Origin of the sequence: Microcystis sp. BLCC-F209 (assembly GCF_041928595.1) — a bacterium.
Taxonomy (GTDB): domain Bacteria; phylum Cyanobacteriota; class Cyanobacteriia; order Cyanobacteriales; family Microcystaceae; genus Microcystis.
In genome coordinates, this window is sequence record NZ_JBHFLL010000021.1 from 1 (window position 1) to 24,146 (window position 24,146).

Annotated in this window: 21 protein-coding genes and 1 pseudogene; 13 read left to right on the top strand and 9 right to left on the bottom strand. The window is 42.7% G+C overall.

The features are described 5' to 3' along the window. The 6 genes from ACE1AQ_RS00880 to ACE1AQ_RS00905 form a co-directional block, all read right to left on the bottom strand. Positions 1 to 2,501, bottom strand: a 2,501-nt coding sequence (locus ACE1AQ_RS00880) for a WD40 repeat domain-containing protein (RefSeq protein WP_374807672.1), incomplete at its 3' end; no start/stop codon positions are given. 31 nt (positions 2,502 to 2,532) lie between these two features. Next, complete coding sequence (locus tag ACE1AQ_RS00885) at positions 2,533 to 2,937, bottom strand: hypothetical protein (RefSeq protein WP_374807674.1); 405 nt, start codon at positions 2,935 to 2,937, stop codon at positions 2,533 to 2,535. Positions 2,938 to 3,405: 468 nt separating this feature from the next. After that, positions 3,406 to 6,192 (bottom strand): cation-translocating P-type ATPase, encoded by a 2,787-nt coding sequence (locus tag ACE1AQ_RS00890; RefSeq protein ID WP_374807675.1) that lies wholly within the window; start codon positions 6,190 to 6,192, stop codon positions 3,406 to 3,408. Between the two features lie 223 nt (positions 6,193 to 6,415). After that, a complete protein-coding gene (locus tag ACE1AQ_RS00895) occupies positions 6,416 to 7,522 on the bottom strand; it encodes a response regulator (protein ID WP_374807676.1) in 1,107 nt (368 codons plus the stop codon). Positions 7,523 to 7,654: 132 nt separating this feature from the next. Then, the gene (locus ACE1AQ_RS00900; RefSeq protein WP_374807678.1) at positions 7,655 to 8,065 is read right to left on the bottom strand and encodes a hypothetical protein; all 411 of its coding nucleotides are present in this window, start codon (positions 8,063 to 8,065) and stop codon (positions 7,655 to 7,657) included. 53 nt (positions 8,066 to 8,118) lie between these two features. Next, positions 8,119 to 9,678, bottom strand: coding sequence for a hypothetical protein (locus ACE1AQ_RS00905; protein ID WP_374807679.1), 1,560 nt, complete (start codon positions 9,676 to 9,678; stop codon positions 8,119 to 8,121). Positions 9,679 to 9,890: 212 nt separating this feature from the next. Between ACE1AQ_RS00905 and ACE1AQ_RS00910 the strand changes: the two genes are divergently transcribed. Next, a complete protein-coding gene (locus ACE1AQ_RS00910) occupies positions 9,891 to 10,382 on the top strand; it encodes a hypothetical protein (RefSeq protein WP_008205059.1) in 492 nt (163 codons plus the stop codon). On the opposite strand, the gene ACE1AQ_RS00915 is transcribed toward ACE1AQ_RS00910, so the two are convergent. Then, complete coding sequence (locus ACE1AQ_RS00915; RefSeq protein ID WP_374807681.1) at positions 10,379 to 11,413, bottom strand: M42 family metallopeptidase; 1,035 nt, start codon at positions 11,411 to 11,413, stop codon at positions 10,379 to 10,381. The two genes, ACE1AQ_RS00910 and ACE1AQ_RS00915, sit on opposite strands and share 4 nt — an antisense overlap. 89 nt (positions 11,414 to 11,502) lie before the next feature. Beyond that, entirely contained in the window at positions 11,503 to 12,840 is a 1,338-nt protein-coding gene (locus tag ACE1AQ_RS00920) for an OB-fold nucleic acid binding domain-containing protein (protein WP_008205055.1), read from the bottom strand. A 780-nt stretch (positions 12,841 to 13,620) separates the two neighbouring features. Between ACE1AQ_RS00920 and ACE1AQ_RS00925 the strand changes: the two genes are divergently transcribed. From ACE1AQ_RS00925 to ACE1AQ_RS00975, 11 genes and pseudogenes are all read left to right on the top strand, one after another. Further along, positions 13,621 to 13,908 (top strand): hypothetical protein, encoded by a 288-nt coding sequence (locus tag ACE1AQ_RS00925; RefSeq protein WP_008205053.1) that lies wholly within the window; start codon positions 13,621 to 13,623, stop codon positions 13,906 to 13,908. A 1,132-nt stretch (positions 13,909 to 15,040) separates the two neighbouring features. Further along, positions 15,041 to 15,682: pseudogene (locus tag ACE1AQ_RS00930) on the top strand (ISNCY family transposase). A 1,171-nt stretch (positions 15,683 to 16,853) separates the two neighbouring features. Next, positions 16,854 to 17,069: a gas vesicle structural protein GvpA gene (gvpA, locus tag ACE1AQ_RS00935; RefSeq protein ID WP_002735503.1), complete on the top strand. Its 216-nt coding sequence runs from the start codon at positions 16,854 to 16,856 to the stop codon at positions 17,067 to 17,069. Positions 17,070 to 17,443: 374 nt separating this feature from the next. Then, on the top strand, positions 17,444 to 17,659 hold the full coding sequence (gene gvpA, locus ACE1AQ_RS00940; RefSeq protein ID WP_002735503.1) for a gas vesicle structural protein GvpA: 216 nt from the start codon (positions 17,444 to 17,446) through the stop codon (positions 17,657 to 17,659). A 441-nt stretch (positions 17,660 to 18,100) separates the two neighbouring features. Then, a complete protein-coding gene (gene gvpC, locus ACE1AQ_RS00945; protein ID WP_008204983.1) occupies positions 18,101 to 18,739 on the top strand; it encodes a gas vesicle protein GvpC in 639 nt (212 codons plus the stop codon). 537 nt (positions 18,740 to 19,276) lie between these two features. Then, a complete protein-coding gene (gene gvpN, locus ACE1AQ_RS00950) occupies positions 19,277 to 20,317 on the top strand; it encodes a gas vesicle protein GvpN (protein WP_008204981.1) in 1,041 nt (346 codons plus the stop codon). A gap of 29 nt (positions 20,318 to 20,346) precedes the next feature. Next, entirely contained in the window at positions 20,347 to 20,757 is a 411-nt protein-coding gene (locus ACE1AQ_RS00955) for a gas vesicle protein (protein WP_106909987.1), read from the top strand. Further along, the gene (locus ACE1AQ_RS00960; protein WP_008204895.1) at positions 20,714 to 21,025 is read left to right on the top strand and encodes a hypothetical protein; all 312 of its coding nucleotides are present in this window, start codon (positions 20,714 to 20,716) and stop codon (positions 21,023 to 21,025) included. The genes ACE1AQ_RS00955 and ACE1AQ_RS00960 overlap by 44 nt, the downstream gene beginning before the upstream one ends. A 375-nt stretch (positions 21,026 to 21,400) precedes the next feature. After that, a complete protein-coding gene (locus ACE1AQ_RS00965) occupies positions 21,401 to 21,874 on the top strand; it encodes a gas vesicle protein K (RefSeq protein WP_110544607.1) in 474 nt (157 codons plus the stop codon). Positions 21,875 to 21,889: 15 nt separating this feature from the next. Continuing rightward, positions 21,890 to 22,624: a GvpL/GvpF family gas vesicle protein gene (locus tag ACE1AQ_RS00970; RefSeq protein WP_103112399.1), complete on the top strand. Its 735-nt coding sequence runs from the start codon at positions 21,890 to 21,892 to the stop codon at positions 22,622 to 22,624. Positions 22,625 to 22,638: 14 nt separating this feature from the next. After that, positions 22,639 to 22,899, top strand: coding sequence for a gas vesicle protein GvpG (locus ACE1AQ_RS00975; protein ID WP_008204889.1), 261 nt, complete (start codon positions 22,639 to 22,641; stop codon positions 22,897 to 22,899). Positions 22,900 to 23,026: 127 nt separating this feature from the next. Here the strand turns inward: ACE1AQ_RS00975 and ACE1AQ_RS00980 are convergent, their stop codons facing one another. Continuing rightward, positions 23,027 to 23,359 carry a gas vesicle protein gene (locus ACE1AQ_RS00980; RefSeq protein ID WP_008204887.1) on the bottom strand — a complete coding sequence of 111 codons (333 nt, stop codon included), beginning with the start codon at positions 23,357 to 23,359 and terminating at the stop codon, positions 23,027 to 23,029. Positions 23,360 to 23,451: 92 nt separating this feature from the next. Here ACE1AQ_RS00980 and ACE1AQ_RS00985 point away from each other — a divergent pair, with 92 nt between their 5' ends. Continuing rightward, positions 23,452 to 24,135, top strand: coding sequence for a GvpL/GvpF family gas vesicle protein (locus ACE1AQ_RS00985; RefSeq protein ID WP_008204885.1), 684 nt, complete (start codon positions 23,452 to 23,454; stop codon positions 24,133 to 24,135). The last annotated feature ends 11 nt before the right edge of the window (positions 24,136 to 24,146 follow it).

The following is a 24,146-nucleotide window of genomic DNA, read 5'->3' on the forward strand; positions in this document are numbered from 1 at the left end:
TTGATAGTGTTGTCCCAACTACCGCTCACCAAAGTCTTGCCGTCGGGACTAAAATTAACGCTTGAGACATAGCCATCATGCCCCTTGAGGGTGCGGATTTCTTTGCCTGTCTTTACATCCCAGAGTTTGATAGTTTTGTCATCACTACCGCTCACCAAAGTCTTGCCGTTAGGACTAAAATTAACGCTTCTGACAGGGCCATCATGCCCCTCGAAGGTGTGGATTTCTTTGCCTGTTTCTACATTCCAGAGTTTGATAGTCTTGTCAACACTACCGCTCACCAAAGTCTTGCCGTCGGGACTAAAATTAACGCTTGAGACATAGCCATCATGCCCCTTGAGGGTGCGGATTTCTTGGCCTGTTTCTACATTCCAGAGTTTGATAGTGTTGTCCCAACTACCGCTCACCAAAGTCTTGCCGTCGGGACTAAAATTAACGCTTGAGACATAGCCATCATGCCCCTTGAGGGTGCGGATTTCTTTGCCTGTCTTTACATTCCAGAGTTTGATAGTGTTGTCATCACTACCGCTCACCAAAGTCTTACCGTCGGGACTAAAATTAACGCTATTGAAACCGCTATCATGCCCCTTGAGGGTGCGGATTTCTTGGCCTGTTTCTACATTCCAGAGTTTGATAGTCCTGTCAACACTACCGCTCACTAATGTCTTACCGTCGGGACTAAAACTAACGCTCCAGACAATGTCATCATGCCCCTCTAAGCGATTGCGTTCACTTTTGCGGTTGAGAAGTTCCTGTAAGGCATTAGTCACCTCCTTGTTGTACGTCTGCTGCTTTTGTAGAATTTTTCCCGCTTTAATCGCTTCGACGAAAGCCTCCAAGTTTTTATGTTCATTCAATAGAGATAAGGAATATCTACCAAGAGACTCAGCTTGATTAAATTCTGCCTGTCTCGTCTTTTGCCAAGCCATCCAACCCAAACTACTACTAACCACCACCGCCACCAAGGAACCCGCCGCAATCCCCCAAGCGGTTCTAATTTCGCGCCGCCTGCGGGCTGCTTCGGCTTGTTTTATCCGTTCTCGCTCTTGGAGACTCTGCCTGATAAAATCCTGTTCACTTTGGCTGATATCTTCTGGGCGTTGCTTCAATTGTTCTTCTGCCTCTGCCAACGCCGCCCCGCGCAACCATGAGCCTTCATCCCCTTGCGTCTTTTGCCATTGCCCCATCGCCCCCCGCAAACGCTCTTGCCAAGCGCGAAAAACCCTGTCTGTATCCATCCAGCCCCGCAATTCCCCCCAATTGCGAATCAGTGCTTCATGCACCACTTCCACCGTCTCCACCTGTGCCTCTTCACTGCGACTGGTGACAACTAAACGCGCATCCGCCAATTGTTTCACCAGCGCCCAATTTACCGCCCCCAATTCCGCTTTTGTCGCCAGCCGCCGCGTATCTTCTGTGCCTTCTCCTGGGCGCACCAATTGGATGAAAATGCGCCGCATCTGTTCCCGTTGCGCCTCACTCAGCTTGTGATATTCTTCATTGGCATGGCGGGCCAAAGCACCCTGCACTTGGCCAATTTCTGTATATGCCAGATGGGTTAACTGTTGGCCCTGTCGCCGCTGCCACAATTCCGTTAAGGCAAACTCTAGTAATGGCAAATTCCCCGGCTCACTCTCCACATCATCGAGGATGCGCTCCACCAGTCCCGCTTCAAATGTCACCCCCAATTTTTGCGCCGGTTTTTCAATAACTTCTGTGAGTTCTTCTCGGTTCATCGGCCCCAATTTCAAGTCGGTATTTTGCAAGACATCAGCAAAGGGACGATAGGAAAGAGCATTCCCCAAGAAATCCGCCCGCATCGTTAATACCAACACCATTCCTACCCTTTCAAAAGGGGATGTAGTTAATTTATCGAGAAAATTACGACGGATTGTTTCATCAGGACAGAGGGTATAAAGTTCCTCAAATTGGTCGGCAATTACCAGCACCCGTTCACTGGGATAATTCTGTTGGATTTGGGCAACAACGTCAGCTAAAGAAATATCGCCATCACGCAAATAATTGGCTAACTGACGCGCTTGGGCGAGGCGTTCTGTCTCATTTAGATTAGTTGTATAAAGGGGAACTAATGCTAAAGCTAGGGCATGAAAAGGGTCAGAACCGGGACGAAAATGGGTAAACTGCCAGTGACTTTCTTGTTGCAATTTTGGGACTAATCCCGCAAAAACCACCGAAGATTTACCACTTCCCGACGCACCTAATAGGGGGATAAAATTACGGGTTTGGGTTGCCTGAAATAGGGTTTTAATAAAGCTTTTGCGCCCAAAAAAGTATTCTGCATCTCCTGGCCCAAAATGAAACAAGCCACGATAGGGACAGGGCAGATTATCATCAGCAACATCGGCAGAATCAGCAGGGGCTATTCTTGCTTCTTCTCGATAATAGTAATTGGTAATCGTGATGGTTGCATTGCCAGTCCCAGAGGCAGCAGCATATTGAGCTTCTGTAATATTTTGTTGAATTTCGCTTGGTTCTGACATATCAACCATCCTGATTAATTAAAATACAGTCTCAGTCATCCTTAGATGTGCCATGCTCGGTGATGCCGCTAATACTAGCATTACCCGTGCCAGAGGCAGCAGCATATTTAACATTACTGATATTTTGGGTGATAATTTGTTGTCCACCGGGTTGTTCTTGGAGCTTGTCTAGTAAATCTTGGGCTAATTTAGTGATTTCATTATCTTTATCAACCCCCGCTTCGACAATTTTATCTTTTAACAAACCTTCAGCTTTCTTGATATCCTCTGGTTTTGCCTCTACCATTGCCTGTGCTAAAGCATCATTAGCAAACTTACGCTTAATCAAGGTTTTCAAACCTTGATATGTATCTTTAACACCTTTTTCCGCCGTATCTTTAGCCGCAGCAACCGCACCGGCAGTCAAGGCGGCGACAATCAGAGAAACTGGTTCCATTGTTTGATACTCCCAATACAATATTGCTGATTCAATCTTAGATCAAAACAATTTTTAATAGTAAGCCAAACCGCAATCAGCTAGAGAACTGGAATTTCACGGCCAAGGCACTAAACCTTAAAATTATTACTATGTAGGATTTGCTGAATAAATGTGAAATGTAGGCAAGGTAGGGGCTTTCTGGCTTTTCTCTGGAAACAGGTGCAAGATTTTGAGAGAATCGTGCTTCAAAACCTTGCGTCTTCATCGGCCCGCGTCCTGTAGGGGCGAAGCATTCGGGCAATAACCTATCGATGAAACCGTAGATTTTCTATCCGAATGCTTCGCCCGTACTTTTTGCCGCAAACCCTATATAAGGATCGTAGCTGAAAAAGCCAAACTACGGTTTTCCCTGTGGATGGGGTTTATCAGTTATCAGATTTGAGTTTTCAATTCACTGTTTACTGAACAATGAAAAAAGCTCCCTGATTATCGCCGATGATACCAACGGGTAAATAATTTTTCTAACTCCACCCAAACGAATAATAAGGTACTAAATCCCAAACAGATTAATAATTCTTCTTTAGTTAAAAATTGAGTACCGAAAAAATCCCGCAGGGCAGGAACATAGATTAACATCAGTTGAAAAATTGTCGTCAGGGTTACTGCTACCCAGAGATAGGGATTAGTCAAAGGATTCATTTCTATGGTAAGATGATCGCTTGATCGCACGGAAATGGCATGACCCATCTGAGCTAAACAGAGAGTAGTAAAAACCATAGTTTTCCATGAACCAGTATTACCAAAAAGCGGATCCAAGCGCACAGCAATTAACATTTGAGTGATATTAATAATCGAAAAAATAATCCCAATTCTCACAATATAACTGCCCAAACCGCGAGCAAAAATACTTTCTTGGGGACTAAAAGGAGGGCGACGCATAATATTAGGAGAAGCGGGTTCCACTGCCAAAGCTAAAGCAGGTAAACCATCAGTAACTAAATTCATCCAGAGAATTTGTAGGGGAGTGAGGGGAGTAACTAAACCCAAAAGAGGCGAAGCAGCGATAGTAATCACTTCCCCGATATTACTGCCGAGAATATATTTAATAAAACTGCGAATATTGTTATAAACCACTCGCCCTTCTTCCGTGGCAGCGACGATAGTGGCAAAATTATCATCGAGGAGAATCATATCACTAGCCTCTTTGGTGACATCGGTTCCGGCGATTCCCATGGCAATGCCGATATCTGCTTGTTTCAGGGCCGGAGCATCATTCACCCCATCTCCGGTCATAGCAACAAATTTACCCTTTTTTTGCAAGGCGCGGACAATAGTTAATTTATGTTCGGGAGAAACACGGGCATAGATGTTAGTTTTGTCAATGATGTTTTCTAGCTGAATTGGTGATAATTTATCTAATTCTTGCCCTGAGATGACTAAAGCTCCCGCTTGGGCAATACCAAGACTTTTAGCCACCGCTAGAGCGGTTAATTGATGATCGCCGGTGATCATGATTGGACGGATTCCCGCTTCTCGACACCTAGCCACGGCGATTTGTACCTCTGGTCGCGGTGCGTCGATCATACCGACCATTCCTAACCAAATTAGCTCATCTTCGCTGATTTCAGTTGATTCTGGCGGATAAATTAGTGTTTTATAGGCTAATCCTAAGACTCGTAAACCCCTGTTAGCCATAGCATTGTTAGCGACTAAGACTTTTTCTTTTTCCCTATCCCCAAAAGGAAGACTTTCTAATCCCGATTGGTAGGAGAGACACTGTTCAAGAATTAATTCCGGGGAACCTTTGGTAAATAGTACGCGATTGACTCCTTGACAAATGACCGACATTCGCTTTCTTTGAGAAGAAAAGGGGATTTCAGCGATTCTAGGGAACTCTTGCTTGGTTAGGGATAAATTTAAGCCCGCTTTCGCCCCTAAAACTAATAAGGCTCCTTCCGTGGGGTCGCCTAAAATGCTATCGTGACCGTTATCGAGGTCTAAACTGGCATCGTTGCAGAGGACACTGGCAATTAAAAGATGATGTAATTCTAGATCGGTTTTGGGATCGATCGCCCGTTGCTCGGTGTCTAAAAATTGTCCTTTTGGGCTATATCCTTCCCCAGTAACTAAAAAACTGCGATTAACTGTCTCTATCTCCCGTACAATCATTTTATTTTCCGTTAGCGTCCCAGTTTTGTCGGAACAGATCACATTAACAGAACCAAGGGTTTCTACTGCCGGCAGTTTGCGAATCAAGGCCTGACGCTTGACCATGCGTTGGGTACCTAGGGCGAGAGTTAGGGTGATAACTGCGGGTAATCCTTCGGGAACGACGGCTACTGCCATACTAAGGGAAACTTCCACTAATTCCTCTAGGGCCGACCAACCGGCATTGATCAGGCCGATGGTAATAGTCAGGGCCACTAGAATGAGAGAACCAGCAACAAGGACATTGCCCAAGTGAGTCATTCTTTTTTGGAGAGGAGTGGGTTCATTGCCGACTGTTGCTAACATTTGAGCGATTTTGCCTAATTCCGTTGTCATCCCCGTATTGGTAACGATGACCTTGGCCCGGCCTTGCAGTACCTCTGTTCCAGTAAAGACAAAATTCAAGCGATCGCCAAGGGGAGTATCCCTGTCTAAGGGGTCAATGGAGGCGGATTTATTAACACTATTTGCCTCTCCTGTCAACGCCGATTCGCGAATTTGCAGGTTAAAAGCTTCGATAATTTGGCCGTCGGCGCTGATTTGGGTTCCCGCTTCAATCAGCATGATGTCTCCGGGGACGAGATTAACCGCATCTATTTCTCTGCGTTGGCCCTCGCGGATAACATTAACTTGGGGAGAGGAAAGTTTTTTTAAAGCGGCCAGAGCTTTTTCGGCGCGACTTTCTTGCAGATAGCCGAGGATGCCATTGAGGATGACAATTGTTAAAATAGCGATCGTATCTTTGAAGGGAACACCAATTTTAGCCAGATGACCGCGCTGCAATGCCAGTAAATCCAGTCCTCCGGAAATTATGGCCACGGCAATTAAGAGGAGGAGCATAATATTGGTAAACTGATCTAGGAGAATTTGCCAATTACTGCGCCCTGGACGTTCTTTTAGTTCATTTTTGCCATAATATTTAATTCTTTGGGCGATTTGCTCCCTATTGAGGCCATTAACAGCCGAACTACCGAGGATAGATAGGGTGGTTTCCACCGGATAGGTATGCCAAGGTTGTTGCAAGTTAAGGCTAGAATGGGCAGAATAGTCGGCATTAGCGGCCATGGCAATTTAAGATAGTTGATCTAGATAGATCTTAGCCCTTTCTTTCCCCGGTCACGGAAAAAAACAAATGTTTAAACTGCCTCTCCCTGCTCATAGACAGTCTTAACGAGTAATGTAGATAAGTAGCTGGTTATAATTAAATTGAAGATAGATCCCCCCTTAATCCCCCCTTGATAAGGGGGGTGTCTGAAAGTTTTTAACATCTACCTACTTAGTCAACAGCTTAGTAGGGTAAAGTAAACCAAAATTGTGAACCTTTTTCATCATTATTCATAATGCCAATTTCACCCCCGTGAGCATGGATAATTTGACGACATAGATATAAACCTAGTCCTAAACTAATCTGATTATTATTGTTGCCTCGTTGATAGCGATCAAATAATTGTTTTCTCTGGGTTTCGCTAATTCCCACCCCATTATCGGCAATAGTACACCAGAGATAATTGCCCTCTAGTCTAGCGGATAAAGTGATAATTATCCCCTGGGGATTGTGTTTAAGGGCATTGGCTAATAAATTCTCAAAAACTCGCCAGAGATGATGAGCATCGGCATTAACTAAGGGTAAATCGGGGGAAAAATTATTAATTAAAGTTGCTTGATTTTCCTTTAATCTTAACTCCCATTCCTGGCCGATCTGTTGACCGATTTCGTAGAGAGATAAAGGCTTTAGTTCTAGGGAAACTCCCCAAAGATCATTTTGTCGGGTTTCGACAAGAGAATCAATTAAAGTTAATTGTCGATCGCAACTGTTGGCCATCTGTTGTAAAATCTTCCGGGATACTTCTTTAGTTTCTCCCTGAGAATTTTTAATTAAATTATTTAAGATCATTAACATCCCGATCACGGGATTGCGGAGATCGTGAGAGACAGCATGAAGATAAATTTCTAAAGTTTCCTCAGTTTTTTGACGTTCTTTGATTTCGTTTTGTAGTTGTTTTTTTTGACGAGAAATAGTTAATTGATTTTCGATGCGGGCCATCACTTCTTCCCCTTGAAAAGGTTTAGAAATATAATCGACACCTCCCACTTGAAAAGCTTTGACTTTATCTAAGACATCATCAAGAGCGCTGATAAAAATCACGGGAATTTCTCTGGTTTTTTGATCAGCTTTTAACTGTTCACAAACTTGATAACCATTGAGATCGGGCATATTAATATCGAGGAGGATCAGGTCGGGAATTAGCGATCGCACTGTATTCAGGGCCATCTGTCCATTAATCGCTTTCCGTACCTGATATCCCTTCTCGGTGAGCATAATCGACAATAGCCGCACATTATTGGGCAAATCATCGACAATTAAGACACTAGGGCGCGGTGTGAGTTGAGTCATGCCGGTTATTTTATAACTCAAACTGTTTGACTAAAGTGTATAAAAAAACAGGGGCTTGCCGAAAAAGTTTTTCCTGGGGGCAGCCTGTCCGGTGGGACAAGCGAGAAAGTCTCCTTACCCTACAGCAATCCCCTAGGGATTGTTGCCCATAAAAAAAGCACGGAATCCCACAACAATCAAGGAAGCGCTCAAGAGAGTTATTAATGTCCAAATTTGGTTACTTTGGGTTCCTTCCACCTTGATCAGTCGATTATCGATACTATCGGCTTTCTCTGTTAAAGTTGCTAGTCCTATCTTCACATCGGTGACATTTTTCTGTAGGTTGTCTAGCTTTTGATCGACATTTTTCTGTAAGGTTTCTAGCTTTTGGTCAAAACTTTTGGCGAGATTATCTAGCTTTTGGTCAAAACTTTTTTCGAGATTGTCTAGCTTTTGGTCAACATCTTTCTGGAAAGTGTCTAGCTTGCGATCAACACTTTTAATACTATCTTTAATTTCCTTGAGGACAGATTCGAGGGAATAGGTAACGTTTTCTGCTGTCATTGCGGTTAACTCCTATCAGTCGAGAGATAATTTCATTATCGATAAAAATCCTCTTAATTCTCCACTTGATTTTTTTCGGGAAATATCGCCTCATCTTCCAATTTATCGCTGATTTCCGGTAGTTTTAGCAATATTCCAGCGAATAACCAATAGTAAATAGAAACGGGATCGACGGAGAGAGGATAATAGTAGGGGTTATAGCTAATAAAAAGTAGGAAAATCCAGATACAGAGACCCCAATGCTTTAAAGCCGCATTTTTCACCTTTAAATAGGACTTAAAGGTGAGAATACAGAGAATTGTCACCAGTGCCATAAAAGCGATAAAACCGACAATACCGATTTCGTAGAGGAGTTTAGCGTAGTAGGTCTCAATTAGTCTTATCCCTTCTTCTCCCACTATATGACGAGAGCCAGTGGTGGCTGTGCCTAAACCAAAACCAAAAAGCTGTACATATCTGAAGATCCACTGGATTTGATTGACTACAAAGTCAATGGGAGATGAATATAGCCAGCGACCGATAAAATTTAGCCCTCTTTCCCGAATAAAGGGAATTAACGTCACCGCAAGCAGGGAAAGCAGCCCCAAGATTCCCAATTTTAATGGTAACTTTTGTTTATTTTTGCTAGTAGCAATAAAAAGAACCAAGTAAAACAAAGGTACTAGCAATAAAGGTAATCTTTGTCCAGAAACCAGAGTCGCAAGGAAGACTAAAACCATTGCTACCCAACTGGCGACGCGCCATCTTTTTTGTGAATCACTAAAACTGGCTGCGTAACTGATGACGCTACTAGATACTAAAAACCAACCCCATTGCCAAGGATCGGAAAATGTGCCGGGGAGACGAATTAAGCCTCGATCGGGATTATACAACACCGAACCCCCGACAAAACATTGAGCTTTCAAGGTGGCTTTGTCGGTAATATCTGGATAAAATTGGGTGTCGGATTTCGGGGCAACAACTTCCAGTTGATTGAGGAATTCATTATCGGGACAGATACCTTGGACGAGTAAGAAGTATTGAACTAGAGCTAAAACGCAACAGACTAAGATCATCACGATTAAAAGCCGATTAACCACGAATAAATCCCGTTTTTCCTTGATTAGATAGTAGCCACAGAGAACCAGGGGAATATAACCGAGGAGGGTTTTTAATCCCACAATTCCCACGTCAATTGCTCCTTCGGGTAGATTGACAAAAAGAAAAGTTATCAAGCTGCTGACAATTAAAATCAAAGCTGTGATGAGAAAAGGCTTGATTTTGGGGCTTAATTGCTTAAAAGTTTTGGTTTTAATTAAAATTGCCGCTAAAGCGGGAAAATAAAAGGCATCCTTGGCGATTTTGTAGAGAGCATAGGATGGCTCTTCACCAATAAAGTTGCCCTTTACCTGAAAAACTCTCGCCACGGCAAAAGTGACGGTACTACTCAGGGGAAGATAGATGATTAGGGCTAATAATCCCAGACGGGGATGGATAAAAGAAGCGACCATGGCAGGAACTGCGAAAATTCCCAACAAGGCGGCTTTTTTGTCCAATACAATCCCTAAAACTAGACTAATTATTATGGTAGAGATCGCTAGTATATTTAGTAAGAGATAGTTTCTCTCTTTCATATTGTGCAGCTTTGAGCAGGTTTAGGAGAAAGTGTACCAGATTTTTGCCGAGATTCTCATTCTCAATGGGGAAGTGGGGAGCTTTTCAGTCATCAGTTTACTGATAACTGAAAAGCTGATCACTGATTCAAGGCTGATGGCCGAGAGTTTCCTTTTGCTTCTTAGCTTTTGCTATACTTATGTAAAATTTTATTGATCTCGATCTTGACTCCGTGGCCGAAAATCTTTCTTTTCAAGACCTTTATCAAGCTGGCATCAGTGCTTTTGAGCGTGGACAATATCGTCTTAGTATCGAGCAATTAAATGCGGCTTTAGCCTTAATTTCCTTAGGCTCCCGAGAAGGGGGTGAGATCCAAATTTGGTTAATTTCTGCCCATCAGGGGTTAGGAGAGGGGGAGAAAGCTAGTGAAATCTGTAAGCAACTTATTACCCATCCTATCTATCAAATTCGCGAACAGGCCAAGCGTCTGCTTTATATTATCGAAGCTCCCCGTCTCAAACGCCCAGATGAGTGGATGACGAAGATTCCCGATTTGGAGAAACTTCCCGACAGTACAGCGCAATTTAAAAAGGGAACAAATAAACAGAAAAAAGAAGAACCCCCCGCACCCATGCAGTTAGAGCATCATAAAAATACTGTTTTTAGCGGACTAGCGATCGCTATTGTTCTATTGATGCTCTGGTTTTTTGCTAAAAATAGCTAAATTAGTTGACAATAGGCTTCTAATATGCTAATGCAGTTAGCTATGGCTCCTAGATGGGCGATTTCATAACCGTGGGTGTTTTGGGTGGGAAAACCTAAGCAAGCGGCCCTAGCTATATGACCAAATTTCATGGCAATGGAGGCATCGCTACCAAAACCACTAATAACGGCTAATTGCAGGGGGATCCCCGCCTTTTCGGCCGCTATTCTCAATTCTTGATTTAATTGCTCATCATAGATACCGTAACCATCCTGAGACAATAACACAGGACTGCTGCCATCCTGAATCGGATATTCAGGAGCGAGGGGACAGATTTCTAGGGCAATTAAAGCATCTAAGCGGTTATTTGCGGTGAAAAATAAGGACCCTAAGGCTCCTACCTCTTCCTTGGCTGAGGCAACCAGATATAGATCCACCGCAGGGTTAATTACTCTGGCCGCTAGTTCTAAAAGAATCGCCACGGAAGCTTTATTATCGAGGGTATAACTGGCAATGTAGTCTTTTAGTCGAAAGGGTTGTTTTCGGTGTTTTCCCACCACGACTCGACTACCGACGCGCACCCCGCAAGCGTCTAATTCTTCTGGAGTCAATTTCGTCTCTATCCATGCGGATTCCCAGGTGACGGGTGTGTTTTCCTGCTGCACTTTTTGCGGGGATTGATGGGAAATATGACGGGAACCAAAGGAGAGAATCCCCGCTCTGGTTTCTTGATCACCGATAATATCTACCACCCCCTCTCCGTAAATCCAAGGAAAAGCTCCCCCAAGTTGGCGAATTTGCAGAGTACCATCGGGATTAATTGCCTTGATAATAGCGCCAATTTCGTCTTTATGACCAGTAATAGCGATTTTTTGGGTCGAATCCCGTCCTTTAATCTTGCCGATGACATTTCCCGCTTGATCTTGCCATGTTTCTAATCCTAACTCTTGAAAGCGTTCTAGTAACAGGCGATCGATTTCCGTCTCCATTCCACTAGGAGAATGATGAAGGACAAGAGTGGCAATATTGTCAAAGAGGTGATCAAAATCCATATTTGTCTTGATTTGTGGGTCGAAAGAGAATTATTATCGAAACTGGAAGCCGAGAAGGTTTTACAGTAACAATAATTGCTAGTTACCATTTAATGATTAATCAGAGGTGCAGAATTAGCCAGAAAACCCGCAACTTTTAGAGACTCTAGCACCGAATTGTCGTCCTCTACCCAATAGTTTTGTCCTAAACGCACAAATTGACGCTGAGTTCCCGCACCGATGCTGGCAATAACGGGAACTTTTGCCTTTTGTTTGTCTCCCGATTGCAGAATACTTTTAAGAAGATTTTGACGATTTTGGTTGACGACATCTTGCAGGGATAAGTTAACCATCACCATTTTAATGGTTTCGATCGGTTCCGCATCTTCGATAATTAATTGTACCCGATCATCTCGGCGATCAACTTTTCCCCACACCATTAAAGTTGCTTCCTCCACTAATAATTTTTGCAGACGTTCGTAGCTATCGGAAAAAACCACCGCTTCCGACTGTCCCGAGGCATCTTCTAGGGTTAAAAAGGCCATAGGAGTCCCCTTTTTGGTCATAATTTTCTTGACAGCATTTAATAAGACAATGGCACTGACTTTTTTTCTGGTTTTGTGTTCTTCTAAGTCAGCTAAATTGATGGGAGATAGGACTTGAGCCGCTCTTTGTAAAGCTTTTAAAGGATGTTCGGAAACATAAAAACCCAAATGCTCTTTTTCCAGTCTTAACTTTTCCTGTAGGGAAAAATCTTCCACTGCGGTGGCACTGGGAGACTGTTCAAACTCCGATTCTTGTTTATTTTCTATGCTCCCTCCTAGCATATCAAAAATATTCATTTGACCACTTTCTTTCTCTTTGGTGCGTTTTTGCGCCCAAGCAACTACTAATTCTAAATCTTCAATTAATTGATGGCGATTCGGTTGAATTTTATCAAAAGCACCAGAATAAATTAGCGTTTCTAAAGCTCTTTTATTGATCACTCGTAAATCAACACGCTCGCAAAAATCTCCTAGGGAAGTAAACTTTCCTCCCGTTGCTTCCCGCGCTTTTAAAATAGCCTCGATCGCATTTTCGCCCAGATTTCTAACTGCGGACAAACCAAAGAGAATTTTGCGCCCAATCGGGGTAAAATGTTTTTGCGATCGATTGATGTCGGGAGGTTCGACATCGATATTCATTTTCTGACAGTTTTCTCGATACTTTTCCACCTTATCCTGATTATCGCTACTAGCAGTTAGTAACGCTGTCATATATTCCACAGGATAATTAGCTTTTAAATAAGCGGTTTGATAGGTGACGTAAGCGTAAGCGGTAGAGTGAGATTTATTAAAACAATTGGAGGCAATTAACCCGTTGCCCAGCAAAAAATTATGATCTTTCTCCACACCAATATCATAAACTGGTTTCCTTCCCAGGGATTGACGACCGATAATTTTAACCATATTAGTAACCCAACTCTCCAGAGATTTTGACAACGGTGCTAATAGAAATATAGCATTTATTTGTTCCCTCATGCTCCCCAGGGCAAAAAAATTACCATATTGATAACTAAAGTGTATATTCTACTGACAATAGATTAGGATCAAATTAAACAAGAGCATCGAAAATTCGGGTCGAAAACACCGCCGTTTGGCTCTTCTGGTTTTTGTGTGGAAGTAAGAAGAATAGGGATAATTTGGGTGCATCTCAATTTGGTTGAAATATCTATAGGACATTTTGGGCGCACGCGGTGCGCCCCTACCATTGGCGCATTATTGTAGGGGCGAATTGCCTTCGCCCTCTTTGAATAACTGCTGCTGCTCACCTATAGGTGACGGAAAGTCATAAATAGGAGATGCAGCCGATAATTTTCGGGAAATACAGTCTTTAAAGCCTTGTGGCCAGACTACTAGGAATGATAAACACTGATTATCACACAAAGTCGAGGAGAGCCGCCGTTTTAGGTTGGATTTACTATTAAATAGTAGCGCATTTAAACGATCTGCTTCGAGAGTGGTAGTGCCAGTAAAAATATTTTGGACCCAGGGCCTGGGGTGTCGGTGTCAGTCTGTAGAGCCACTATGCAAAGCGGGACAAAATGCAGCAGTGGAGATAGCCAAGAAACCTGGCCACTGACGGCAAGGACTTATATCGCACCTTGACCAGAGGTCAGCAATGGGTGGTTCAGGGATTGTGTTATAATTCTGGCCAGGCCATCAAGGGATTTGAAAAGGAGTAACACCATGAGTCTATCTTCAGAAGCCTATCGCCAAGCCCTCGTGCGGGATGGAGAACGGCGCTATCAGGAATGGCACCAAAATTATCACAACCAATGCCGTCAATCAACGGCTGAATACCAAGCTCGTTCGGCCCAACAACGCCCAACAAACCAACAACGTCCAACAAAGCCTTGGATTTCCTCGGAAGCCTACCGCCAACTTTTGGTCAAAGATGGGGAGCGGCGCTTTGCGGAATGGCATGGCCAGTTTTTAGACTATCAACGACAATTTCTGGCCAGTCAATCCACCTAAACGGATGTCAACGAATCCGCATGACAGCAATCTCTGAAAATAGTGGCCAGAGTCCACGAAAAAATAGCTAATACCATTTTTCTTTATTCGGGGCAGGCATCCTACTCCCCCCCACCCCCCCTTGCCCCCCCGAAGTCGGGGGGTTGGGCGTGAGGGTAATTAACCGTCTCTGGCATTACTTTTGAAAAACGATATAACACCAGACAAGATTTACTACATAACATCTCAAGAAAGCTCGTTGATGAAAACGAAATCATAGTAGCAGAGAGCCTTTGTGAAAAAGGATTAGCGCCTACCAAATTAGCTAAATCAATACATGATGCTGGTTGGGGAATGTTGCTAAATTTCTTAAGCTGCAAGCTAGATAGAGAAGAAAGATTCTTTGACGTTAAGTAAGCTAAGACGTATTTAGGGTTTGCTGAATAAATGTGAAATGTCGGCAAGGTAAGGGTTTTGTGGCTTTACGAGCGAAACAGGTGCAAGATTTTGAGAGAATCGTGCTTCAAAACCTTGCGTCTTCATCGGCCCGCATCCTGTAGGGGCGAAGCATTCGGATAGAAAATCTACGGTTTCACCGATAGGTTATTGCCCGAATGCTTCGCCCGTACTTTTTCAGCCAGCCCTATTTAAAGCTCTTATTCTTGGATTGGCCGAATCTCCTCCAATCAGGGTGAGGGCATCTCAAACGCTATTGACAATTGGCCAATTTTGTGATAGGCGTGGGCATCTCAAGTGATACCAGTCAATCAGAATAGTTACGAAATCTTAACATTTGGTCGATTTTTGCTTAACAATTGAGATGAGAAATTCTACTCAAATATGCCTGAATCGCCCTCTGGGTAAGCAACTCACACGAAGTTCATTTTGTCAAGGGTTGTTAAGATGCGCTTACTTTCCCCTGTTGCTTATCTGGTATGAACTGTGTAAAATACCTATTACTCTCGGTTCCCAGATCACCATAGGTGGTGTTTTAATAACTGATAAAACTACCCGCAGTGATATTGGTTCAACTTATGTCACGACAGGCAGTGGACAGCTTAATCCAAAAACACTATGTGTGGAAAATGAGCGAACCGTCAGTTATTAATAAAAATCCCTGCTTCCAATCATTTCTTAAACCTCTGCCTTGATGATGAATTTTCTGATCAATATTTTTTTGTGGCTCGTGTCCGGCTTACTTAAATATCAGCCTAGCAGAGAACAAAATCTCCGCCCTAGTTCCCCTGTATATACTTGTCCTAGTTGTGGTTCTCACCATACTATCAAGAACGGTTCTACTCATAATGGGAAACCCAAACGTCAAGAGCAAGAATGTAGTCAACCGTTTGTGAGCAATCCCACTAATAAAACTATCTCTCCCGATACCAAACAATTAATCCCTCAACTCTTGCTCGAACGAATTTCCTGAGGAGGAATTGTGAGAGTAACAGGGGTAAGTTGCTCATGGTTACAAAATTATGTCAACAATAAACTGGCGGCTGTTCTGCGTCAAGTAAAGGTTTCGGACAAACCAAAAGGTAAATTGCTCATAAAATGTGATCAGATGTGGTATTTTCTTTTTTCTAAGACGATAAAGGTGTATATTTGGCTGGCAATTGATAGAAAGACAAGAGAAATTATTGGTGGCTATTTAGCAGATAGGAGTCGCCAATCAGCCCAAAAACTTTGGGCAGGTTTACCCGGTGTTGACCGACAATGTGCTGTTGCTTACACTCATTTTTGGGAGTCATATAAGACAGTAATTCGGGAGCATCTCATTTATGCAAGTGAGTAATTATACTTGTCCCTAAAACTGGTTTCTAGTAAGGCTTTCAAAATAGTTTGACATAAAACCTGATTTAGGGGTTACAGAGGTGAGATGCTCCCCAGTAATTCCGAGTAAACGTCATCGAGCGGTAGGAAAAGAAACTGGTCAAACTAATCCCATTGAAAGACTTAATAATACCTTTCGACCAAGGGTTTCTCTGTTGGTGAGAGAGATTCTATCTTTCTCTAGAAAAATGTAGAATCACGTTGGGGCCGCTTGGTATTTTATCCATGGCTACAATGCACAGTAAAGCAAAGCATTAAGGCTCCATCACCACTACCGAATCACCACCCAGAAAAGTCAAAAGGTAAATTAGTCAGAGAGTGTGATGAAATGTAGTCATTGGTTTTTTTAAGACGATAAAGGTTTATATTTGGCTGGCAATTGATGGAAAGACAAGGGAAATTATTGGTGGCTATTTAGCAGATAGGGGTCGCCAATCAGCCCAAAAACTTTGGGGCTAGTTTACCCGGTGCTGACCGATAATGTCCTGTTACTTACACTGATTTTTGGAAGTTATATAAGACAGTAATTCTGAGTAAACATGATCGAGTGCTAGGAAAAGAAACTGATCAAACTAATCCCATTGTAAAGACTTAATAACACCTTTCGACCAAGGATTTCTCTGTTGGTGAGAGAGAATCTATCTTTCTCTAAAAAAACGGAGAATCACCTTGGCGCTGCTTGGTATTTTATCCATGACAACAATGCACAGCAAGGCAAAGCATTAAGCCTCCATCACTACTACACTAACCACAACCAGAAATTTTTGTAAAGTAAAAATTGTACCAAATTTATAAGATCACATTTTATTCTCTTTTCAACTTCAATCTAATTCAATCTAAAAATCGAGAAAAAAGCAAAACCGTCCATCATACCATAAAAAAATTATGCAATAGGTCTAATGTATCGGACTTATCTGAGAAATCACTACACACTTCTTAACGAAAAAAACTGAGAATTACTACATACTTCTTAACGAAAAACATCTAACTTAGGTATTGACAACGACAAAACAAGGGTGTTATCTTTGAAAGTGCGGAAGTGATGAAGGCAGAAAACCCAAATAGATTTCTGAATCCTCCATGACATCAGCACTGTACAAACTCTATGAAAACAACAAAAAGGTACACCTACCATGGCAGTTGAAAAAACTAACTCTTCCTCTAGCTTGGCTGAAGTTATTGACCGTATTCTTGACAAAGGTATCGTTATTGATGCCTGGGCTCGCGTATCTCTGGTGGGCATCGAATTATTAGCGATTGAAGCTCGTGTAGTTATCGCTTCGGTTGAAACCTACCTCAAATATGCTGAGGCCGTTGGTCTGACTCAATCTGCGGCGGTTCCTGCTTAAGGATCGATCACAGATTCTCCCATCTGCTGAGTGAAAACCCAACCAGGTTTTCCAGATTCTCGGATTTTTTTTGATCCCTATTGAGTTTAGTTACCCGTCTCTTGGGGCGCAATAGTCTGTAATTGACAGGCTTGGCACGGCAACGGATAGCGGAAACAAGGCTAGACACAGACAAATTATTTTTGTCACCGTGTTTTTAGCCCTTGCTGCTACGTTTACCGCCTATCACCGGAATGTAAGGCTCGCTGTTTTTTGCGATAGAAACCCATTCTTTGGCTAGGAGGCCACGCCCCTTGGTCTGGTGTAGTTTGCTATCTCAACTTTTGGATCAGCACTGTACACTTTCTATACAAACAAAAAAAGGTATATCTACCATGGCAGTTGAAAAAACCAACTCTTCCTCTAGCTTGGCTGAAGTTATTGATCGTATCCTCGACAAAGGTATCGTTATTGATGCCTGGGCTCGCGTATCTCTGGTGGGTATCGAATTATTAGCGATTGAAGCTCGTGTAGTTATCGCTTCGGTTGAAACCTACCTCAAATATGCTGAAGCTGTTGGTCTGACCCAATCTGCAGCGGTTCCTGCTTAAGGATTGATCCCAGATTCTCCTATCTGCTGAGTTAAAACCCTACTGGGTTTTCCAGATTCTCGGCTTTTCTTTAAATCCCTATTGAGTCTAGTTACCCCTCTCTTGGGGCGCAATGGTCTATGATTGACAAGGTTGGCACGGCAACGGATAGCAAAAACAAAGCTAGACCCATACAAGTTATTTTTGTAACCGTGATTTTGACCTTTGTAGCTAGGTTTACCGCCTATCGCCAGAATGTAAGGCTGACTATTTTTCTGAGTAGAAAGCCATTTTGGGGGTGGGAGGTTGCGCCCCTCAGTCTGGGGTGGTCCCCTACCTCAACTTTGGGATGATAAGAAAAGTCGAAATCTGCTGTCTCTCCCCCCAGTCTCCGTGAAGGTTTTTCTAACGGGTGATTGGGTCAAATCCATTCCATAGTATTTAGTAATTGAGGACAACCCCATGCCTGCTCTCATGGAACAGTTCCGCCAGGATCGTTTATCGATTGCTGAAGAAGTAGCTAAACTCTCGCGAGAAGTACAATCTTTTCTGTTGGATGTCAAAACTGAAAGACAAAAACAAGCGCAAGAACAGGCAACTGCTTTGCGCCAATCTTTCCAAAAAGTTCAACAGGAAAGCCACTTGTTTTTAACAGCTACCCAAAAACAGCGTTTAGCTCAAGCGGAAAAGCAAAAAGAGGATTTACGTCAATTTCAAGAACAACGTTTAGCGGAAGCCAAACGGCTAGACAACGATTTACGTCAACAGCGTCTAGATCGAGCCAAACAGCTGAAAGAGGATTTAAGTCAATTCCAAGAACAACGTTTAGCAGCAGCAAAACAGCTGGAGAACGACTTACGTCAACAGCATCTAGATCGAGCTAAACAGCTGAAAGAGGATTTAAGTCAATTCCAAGAACAGCGTTTAGCGGCAGCGAAACAGCTAGAGGACGACTTACGCCAACTTCATCTAGATCGAGCTAAACAGGTGAAGGATGATTTAAGTCAATTTCAAGAACGACGTTTAGCTGAAGCGAAACAGCTAAAAGACGAATTGCGTCAATTTCGTCAAGATTTGTCTATCTACGTTTTTGGCAAATAAATCTCTAGGTTAATTCCAACCCACTTAACCCTAGGGCTAGAGTAAAAACCCTCTAGTCCCTTTTCCTGGCTAAACTAGAGGACTATCTGAGAATACAACAATAAGCCTTTGGTTTTAAACCTGCCATGCTGATCCTGCTTTTTTAAGTTTCTAGACTCAACGTAGGGGTGGTCGGTTCCTGTATGGGCGACTCTAGGGTTCTGGTAAATTAAGAAGTATTATAGAACTTCGCTTAATTTATAGTTAATGTTGTCATTATTAGTCTTTTATTGACAAAGGAGGTAAGTGAAAAGGACTGCATCTGCCCAGAGCTTGTCAAGGTTCTAGAGCTAATTGATGACAGTTCCTAATCTTTTGCGATATTATGTAGGTAAGCCTTAAAAGCCAAAGACGATTAAACTTGCCGTAAAATTCGGGTAACACGAGCGTCCTTGCCGACTCGGTTATGAAAGGTAAACCTGAACCAGCAGTTGTTAGCTCGAGAATATCCGTCCGCTTCAGGCGGGGATTATCAATGGTATTTACTAGATTTCGACTATGACATTTACTGAAACTCAAACAAGAAGAGCCGTCCTCTGCCTTCGCCCCGGTCAATTTGTTGTTACGCCTTCGATTGATCACATTGCCACTCGCGCCCTACGTTATCTAAACTCTGGTTTTTCCATTCATCTATGTGGTCCAGCAGGAACGGGAAAAACCACCTTGGCAATGCATCTGGCCAATTGTTTGGCCAGACCTGTAATGCTCATCTTTGGCGATGATGACTTTACCAGTTCCGATTTAATTGGTAGCCAGTCTGGTTATACCCATAAAAAGCTGACGGATAACTATATCCACAGCGTTCTCAAAGTTGAAGACGAGCTAAAACACAATTGGGTGGATTCTCGCTTAACAATGGCCTGTCGAGAGGGTTTTACCCTAGTTTATGATGAGTTCAATCGTTCTCGACCTGAGGTCAACAACGTTTTACTCTCTGCCTTGGAAGAAAAAATTCTCACCCTGCCGCCCACTAGCCATCAACCCGATTACCTACAAGTCAATTCTCAATTTCGGGCAATTTTCACCTCCAACCCAGAAGAATATTGTGGGGTTCATGCTACCCAAGATGCTTTAATGGATCGGTTGGTAACCATTAATATGCCTGAACCAGACCAACTGACTCAGACTGAAATTCTTGCCCAAAAAACGGGGATTGGTCGAGAAGATGCCTTATTTATTGTCAACCTCGTCAAAACCTTTCGGGTGAAAACTGAGGCTGAAAAAACCTCAGGTTTGCGCTCTTGTTTAATGATTGCTAAAGTCTGTGCCTCTCACGATATTGTGGCTAGTCCCTCTGATGCGGATTTCCGTGATATCTGCGCCGATGTTCTTTTGTCCCGCACGAATTTATCTATTGATAAGTCAAGAGCAATTTTATGGGAAATCCTCGACGACAATCCGGTAGAATCCTTATCCGTTCTAGAGGAAACGGAGCCTTCCGAAGACCAAGCGTCAACTTCTGAGCCTTCGACGGGAAATCAATCGTTCAAAGCCATTCAATCTTTACTGCGAGGCAACTTGCCCCAGCGGAAAGACTAATTTTATACTCTTATTGAGTGAAACCAACCGTGACTTCTTCCACTTTTGCTGGCTCGCTCAAAACCCAATCAAACAACGCCCTGAAAACAGCAACTCAAGGTTCGGGTTTAGCGGATATCCTCGAGCGAGTTTTAGATAAGGGAATTGTGATTGCTGGCGATATTTCCGTTTCGATCGCCTCCACTGAACTTATAAATATCCGCATTCGTTTGTTAATTGCCTCTGTTGATAAAGCCAGGGAAATGGGAATCAACTGGTGGGAAGGAGACCCCTACCTCCATAGCCAATCCCAAGCTTTACTGGCAGAAAATCGGCAGCTTTCACTCCGACTCCAAACCCTAGAAACTGAGCTTGAAACCTTAAAATCCTTAACCCAATTGAGTGCAACGGAGAGCCATGATACCAGTCCGAACGATGAAGCACATTCCTCAGATGCGTGAAATTCCTCACTTGAATCCTCAAAGGGTAGGAAATTTACACGAGTTGACGATTGCCCCCCTTGATAAAGCCAGAGAAACGGCGATTAACGGCTTGCAAGGTTATCCCTACCTCCCCAGCCAATGCCAAGCTTTATTCGCAGAAAACCTGGAACTTTCACGCCGACTGCAAACCTTAAGATCCTTAGGAAAATTGAGTGCAATGGAGAGCCGTGATAGCAGTCAGAACGATCAGTCACATTCTCCATATACAGTGAAATTTCTCAATTGAATCCTCAAACGGTAAAGAAGTTTACACGGTTAATGATTGCCTCTGTTGATAGAGCAAGGGAGATGGCAATTAATGGGTGGGAAAGCGACTCCTATCCCTATAGCCAATCCCAAGCTTTATTAACAGAAACCCCGGCAGCTAAACTTTAAGCCTTAAAATCCCTACCCCAATCGGGGGCAATGGAGAGCCATGATACCAGTCAACAATGATCAAGCACATTCCTCCTGTCGGCGAAGTTCCTTACTCGAATCTTCCCAAGGCAGAGGAAATTTGACATGGTTTAATTACATCATTTTTTCCCTCGGATAAAACTTCTTGGCCCGGCTCCCCACTGGGGACTCACTGTTAAAAACTGAAACTTTACCAATTCCAACCATGACCCTTGCTTGCACACCTTACGATTCTGATAATCAAGCCTTGCTGACCAGTCCAGAAAGTAGTAGCCAAGCCGGTTTAGCCCCTTTACTGTTAACTGTTGTGGAACTGGTACGCCAACTGCTCGAAGCCCAAATCATTCGCCGGATGGAAAAAGGGGTTCTCAGTGAGTCTGATTTAGATAGAGCCGCAGAAAGTATCCAAAAATTGCAAGAACAAGTTCTCTATTTGTGTGAAATTTTTGAGGTCGAGCCAGAAGAGTTAAATGTCCACCTAGGAGAGTTTGGAACTCTTTTACCGGAAGCAGGGAGTTATTACCCAGGAAAGGAGGGTATTAAGCCTTCTGTGTTAGAATTAGTGGATAGACTCCTCAATACGGGAGTTGTTGTGGAAGGAAATGTTGATCTGGGTTTAGCTCAACTAGATTTAATTCATCTAAAGCTTCGTTTGGTTTTGACTTCTCAGCCGCTTTAATTTGGGAGAATACTGATGACAGTGGGTCTTTATTTATATGGAATATTTCCCGAACCTGTTCCTGACGGACTGGTTTTGCAGGGTATTGATAATGAGCCAGTTCACAGTGAGATGATTGATGGTTTTAGTTTTCTCTACTCCGCTGCTCATAAAGAGAAGTATTTGGCATCCCGTCGCTATTTAATTTGCCATGAAAAAGTATTAGAAACTGTCATGGAAGCAGGGTTTACAACGTTGTTGCCCCTGCGGTTTGGCTTAGTTATCAAAACCTGGGAATCTGTCACCGAACAACTAATTACTCCCTATAAAACCCAACTGAAAGAATTATTTGCTAAACTGTCAGGACAACGAGAGGTTAGCATTAAGATTTTTTGGGATAATAAGTGGGAATTACAAGCGGCTTTGGAGTCTAATCCTAAGTTAAAACAAGAACGGGATGCGATGATGGGGAAAAACTTAAATATGGAAGAAATTATCCATATAGGTCAACTCATTGAAGCCACTGTATTGCAACGGAAACAAGACATTATTCAAGTCTTTAGAGAGCAATTAAATCATCGCGCCCAAGAGGTGATTGAAAGCGATCCAATGACGGATGACATGATTTACAATGCAGCTTATTTAATTCCCTGGGAGCAAGAGCCGGAATTTAGCCAAAACGTTGAAGCGATCGATCAGCAATTTGGTGATCGCCTAAGAATTCGCTATAACAATTTAACCGCACCCTATACCTTTGCCCAACTTGTCTAAGGAGATTATCAGTTATGTTTCTCGATCTTTTACTTCTTCCTGTTACCGGTCCTATTGGGGGTCTGATCTGGATTGGGGAAAAAATTCAAGAGCGTGCAGATATAGAATATGATGAGGCGGAAAATTTGCACAAATTATTATTATCCTTACAACTATCTTACGATATGGGCAATATTTCTGAGGAAGAGTTTGAAATTCGGGAAGAAGAACTGTTATTAAAAATTCAAGCCTTAGAAGAAGAGGCAGCAGCAGACCAATCTGAATCTTCTCTCTAAACTGGCAATCTTTCCCACCCTACAAGTCAGGAACAAAATCACAAGTTGTAGCAGCACTTAGTAAGGGCGGCTTTGACAGGCTCAAGAACTCGTTGAACCTCGGTCAGAACTAGCCCTTGATCAAGACTTAATATTCTAGGTAAAAAGCTTGGAAATTACTAGAATTATTAGAGGATTGAGCAACAGTTTTGGGGGAATCAGGTTTTTTAGCTACACTAGGAGGATTGACTGTACGCATATTTTGAATACTTTGTTCTGTGATCTCAATTTGATCTGTCACAAACGTCAGACGACTTTTTAACTGCTGAATCTGCCGCTCCATCATTTCTAATTTTTCTTGGATACGTTGTTTTTCAGTAATTAACTTATAAAGCTCAAGTTGCTGATCTGCTTCAGATTGCTTCCGAGGCATAGTGCTAATTTTAGATCTAATTGGTCTGGGTGGACGAGTGGTTGTCATAACAATCCCTGAATAACTTAGAGTATTCTAGCATATCAACGGCCCAATATAAAAATTCGTAAAAAATCGTAAATTTTCTTTCGATCAACCTTATGAAATTGTACAATCTATATACTTACGCTTTTTTGAAAACCCCAATAGAAAGCCTAAAATTACCCGTTGGAATGGCTAACCCGTTGTTACTGATAACCGGCGGAGACCTCTCGGCCGTAGTCGAACCTGAAGTTAGTTTAGACACTTTACAAAATGATGATGAACGCTTGATTCAATCGGTTTTATGTCATGATCGAGTCATCTGTGAATTATTTCAACAAACCACTATTTTACCCTTACGTTTTGGCACATCTTTTTTAGAGACAGAAAATTTACTGACTCATCTTTGTTCCCATGCCCAAGAATATCAAGAAAAAATTGAAGAACTTGAGGGAAAAGGAGAATATCTTTTAAAATGTATTCCCCGTAAGCTAGAGGAGCCTGTACTCTCTTCTGAAAGCAGGGGCAGACAATATTTTTTAGCCAAAAAACAGCTTTATGAAGCCCAACAAGATTTTTATACTTTGCAAGGTTCAGAATGGCAAATTATCGTGGATTTAGTGAGCCAAAGCTATCCGTCAACGAGGATTATTAATGCTCCAGGGACAGAATCACGAATTTATCTTTTAGTTGATTTTCAAGAAGAACCTTTACTAATCGAGCAAGTCTTGCATTGGCAGAAAGCCTGCCCCCGTTGGGAATTACAATTAGGACAAGTTTCTCCCCCCTATCACTTTACTTAACTTGATTTCTC